1 protein-coding gene and 1 pseudogene are annotated in these 742 nt (G+C 68.2%); both read left to right on the top strand.

Features of this window, described 5'->3' with window-relative positions; all coding sequences use genetic code 11:
- Window positions 1-563: Fpg/Nei family DNA glycosylase (locus DSP71_RS09990; RefSeq protein ID WP_258546360.1), on the top strand; the 563-nt coding region annotated here is incomplete at its 5' end.
- A gap of 80 nt (window positions 564-643) precedes the next feature.
- Window positions 644-742, top strand: a pseudogene (locus DSP71_RS24540) (transferase); the annotation flags it as partial.

Raw genomic sequence — 742 nt, 5'->3', positions numbered from 1 at the left:
CGTGGTTCACCTATCGCCCCGGCGAGAAGTGGCGGCATCCGGCGTTCAAGGTGCGTGCGGTCGTCGGTACGCCGCGGGGCGAAGCCGTGGGCGTCGACATCGCCGAGATCGAGGTCGTCCCCACCCGTGACGAGGATCAGCTCGTCGGCTACCTCGGACCTGATCCGCTCGCCGACGACTGGGATGCGGCAGAGGCAGTCCGACGTCTCGAGGCCGACGCCCGCAGCATCCACGTCGCCCTCCTCGATCAGCGCAACGTCGCGGGATTCGGCAACGAGTACGCCGCAGAACTCCTGTTCCTCCGAGGAATCCTGCCGACCAGACCGACGCCGGAGGTCGATGTCGCTGCCCTCCTCGACCTCGGTGTGCGCACGATCCGCGCCAACCGGGACCGCCGTCACCGCACCTTCACCGGCGTCGATCGGCCCGGCCAGGGCACCTGGGTGTACGGCCGCGCCGGACGTCCGTGCCGACGCTGCGGCACCTTGATCCGGCGGGGCGAGCAGGGCGCCGATCCGACCCGCGAACGCATCACCTTCTGGTGCCCCTCCTGTCAGCACTGACCACATCCATCCGCGGGAATGAATCCGCCCCTGTCGTGGTTGTTGATATATCCGGAGAACTCCGGAGCACGGGAGGAATCGTGGGCAAGAACTACGTCGACATCGAGAACGACCAGGGCGCGACGCTGCGGTATCGCAAGCACGCGAACGGCCGGGGTCTCGTCGCGCATGGCGCGAAG

This window comes from Microbacterium sp. H6, assembly GCF_003314775.1.
GTDB classification, from domain to species: domain Bacteria; phylum Actinomycetota; class Actinomycetes; order Actinomycetales; family Microbacteriaceae; genus Microbacterium; species Microbacterium oxydans.
Note: the sequence above shows the minus strand (reverse complement) of the source record. Positions and strands in the feature narration are given on the sequence as shown.